The sequence below is a fragment of the Synechococcus sp. F70.1 genome (assembly GCF_047502745.1).
Lineage (GTDB): Bacteria > Cyanobacteriota > Cyanobacteriia > Thermostichales > Thermostichaceae > Thermostichus.
Genome location: NZ_JANSJL010000020.1, coordinates 1 through 2,875 on the forward strand (window position 1 = coordinate 1; position 2,875 = coordinate 2,875).

1 protein-coding gene and 2 rRNA genes are annotated in these 2,875 nt (G+C 57.0%); all 3 read left to right on the forward strand.

Going from position 1 to position 2,875, the window contains the following annotated elements; translation table 11 throughout:
* A 23S ribosomal RNA gene (locus NW860_RS01285) occupies positions 1–1,452 on the forward strand; the annotation flags it as partial.
* Positions 1,453–1,513: 61 nt separating this feature from the next.
* A 5S ribosomal RNA gene (gene rrf / locus NW860_RS01290) occupies positions 1,514–1,625 on the forward strand.
* Positions 1,626–1,984: 359 nt separating this feature from the next.
* On the forward strand, positions 1,985–2,875 hold an 891-nt coding region (locus tag NW860_RS01295; protein ID WP_414511975.1), incomplete at its 3' end, for a DNA-methyltransferase.

The window sequence follows — 2,875 nt, forward strand, 5'->3', positions numbered from 1 at the left end:
GCTTTCGCCTGAATGGGTGGTGGGATTCACAGATGGAGAAGGATGTTTTCACATCGCTATCCTCCCAAATCCCAAAACTGCCTTAGGGTATCAAGTGCTTCCGGAATTCGTGGTGGTGCAGCACCGCCGAAGCATCGCTGTCCTCTATGCCCTCAAGCGCTTCTTTGGGCATGGTGTCGTAAGGCCTAACCAGGGAGACCGGTATGCTTTTCGCATCCGCTCTCTGGAAGGGCTGGAAAAAGTGTGTGATTTCTTTACTAAGCACCCTCTCAAAACGCAGAAGCAAGTGGATTTTACTCGTTTTCGGCGAGTAGTCCACAAGATGAAAGAGGGTAAGCACCTAAGTGTGGAGGGTCTCTTAGAGATTATTGACATAGCGATGCGGATGAATTCTCGGCGGCGTCAAGCCTTAGAGAAAGTTCGGGCGGAGCTCATAGGAAAGGGGGTTGGACCGAAGCCAAGTCCAAGATAGAGTCCACCCTATGCTGAAAGGCATAGAGTTGGGTGAGCGAAATTCCTTGTCGGGTAAGTTCCGACCTGCACGAATGGCATAACGACTTGGGCACTGTCTCGGCCGCGAGCTCGGTGAAATTGTAGTACCGGTGAAGATGCCGGTTACCCGCGACGGGACGAAAAGACCCCGTGAACCTTCACTACAGCTTGGTATTGGCCGCGTGCATTGGATGCGTAGCATAGGTGGGAGGCTGAGAAGCCCTGGCTCCGGTCAGGGTGGAGCCGCCAGTGAAATACCACCCTTCTGGTGTATGCGGCCTAACCCTGTACAGCAGGGGACAGTGCCTGGTGGGTAGTTTGACTGGGGTGGTCGCCTCCAAAAGCGTATCGGAGGCTCCCAAAGGTACCCTCAGCACGCTTGGCAACCGTGCGTAGAGTGCAATGGCACAAGGGTGCTTGACTGCGAGACCGACGGGTCGAGCAGAGGCGAAAGCCGGGCATAGTGATCCGGTGGTTCCTCAAGGGAGGGCCATCGCTCAAAGGATAAAAGGTACTCCGGGGATAACAGGCTGATCTCCCCCGAGAGCCCCCATCGACGGGGAGGTTTGGCACCTCGATGTCGGCTCGTCACATCCTGGGGCTGCAGGCGGTCCCAAGGGTTGGGCTGTTCGCCCATTAAAGTGGCACGTGAGCTGGGTTCAGAACGTCGCAAGACAGTTCGGTCTCTATCTGTCGCGGGCGCAGGACGCTTGAGGGGACCCGCCCTTAGTACGAGAGGACCGGGGTGGACGCACCGCTGGCGTACCAGCTGTTCCGCCAGGAGCACCGCTGGGTAGCTATGTGCGGACGAGATAAGCGCTGAAAGCATCTAAGCGCGAAGCTCACCCCAAGATGAGGCGTCCCTTAAGGGCCGTGGGAGACTACCACGTCGATAGGCGGCAGGTGTAAGCAGGGTAACCTGTTGAGCCGAGCCGTACTAATTGCCCGTGTCGTAATCCGCATATCCCCTCCGCTGTTAAAGATAGCTTTGAGGCGGGCGTAAGCTCCCTCAAAGCACTAAAAGGGTCCCTAACGAAGGCGTGAACCACCTCTTCCCATCCCGAACAGAGCAGTGAAAGCGCCTTCTACCGAGGGTACTGCCTTCACCGGCGGGAGAGTAGGTGGGGCCCGATTTTTTTGTTCTAAGGCCACCCTCCACTCCCCTTTTGCAGAGCCTGTGCGCTACGGGGCCTATGAGGGACATCAAGCAGTGTGTAAAGGAAAGCCTCCCTCCGCTGACTACTAACTATCCTCTACTTGACAGGGGATAACGCCGCAGCTGGCTGCATTTCCTTGCGGCTTACTTACTATCTTTGACCATGGGAATGGATATACCGGTTTCGAAGGCCTCAGTCAAGAGCCGGGCTTTAGAGAGGGCCGTCCTCAAGGGCATGAGGCCGCCAGCGGGTGGCGAGGAGGTCAAGCTCTACTGGGCTAACTACGCCCAGTACTACATCAAGACGAGCGAGTACCTTCACAAAACACGAATCCAATGGATAACAACGTGATTGGCAGAATCTACCTCGCTGACAACCTCGAGGTACTTCGAGTACTTCCAACGGCGTCCGTGGACCTGATCTACATTGATCCCCCGTTCAACACCGGAAAGGTCCAAGAGCGCACCCAGCTCAAAACGGTGCGCTCCGAGCGGGGCGACCGCGTCGGATTCCAAGGCCGCCGCTACGAGAGCATCGTCGTGGGGAAGAAGCGCTTTATCGACCTCTTCGACGACTATCTAGCCTTCTTGGAGCCTCGTTTAGTCGAGGCTCACCGGGTCTTGGCGCCGCACGGAAGCCTCTACTTTCACGTGGACTACCGCGAGGTGCACTACTGCAAGGTGCTTCTTGACGGCATCTTCGGCCGCGAGTCGTTCTTGAACGAAATCATCTGGGCCTATGACTACGGTGGGCGTCCGAGGAACAGATGGCCTCCCAAGCACGACAATATACTGCTGTACGCAAAGGTTCCTGGTCGGCATGTGTTCAACGTGGACGAAATCGAGCGCATCCCCTACATGGCTCCGGGGCTGGTTGGCCCAGAGAAAGCGGCTCGCGGAAAACTGCCAACGGACACATGGTGGCATACGATCGTTCCGACGAACAGTGCTGAGAAGACCGGGTATCCTACCCAGAAGCCTCTGGGAATCCTCCGCCGTATCGTCCAGGCGTCATCTCGCCCAGGGGGGATTGTGCTTGACTTCTTCGCCGGCAGTGGAACAACGGGCGTAGCGGCGCTCGAGCTGGGTCGGCGCTTCATTCTGGTCGATAACAACCCGGAGGCCCTTCAAGTGATGGCCAAGCGTTTTGAGGGCGTCGAGGGGATCGAGTGGATCGGGTTCGATCCGACCTGTGACTTATACACATCTGACGCTGCCGACGACTCC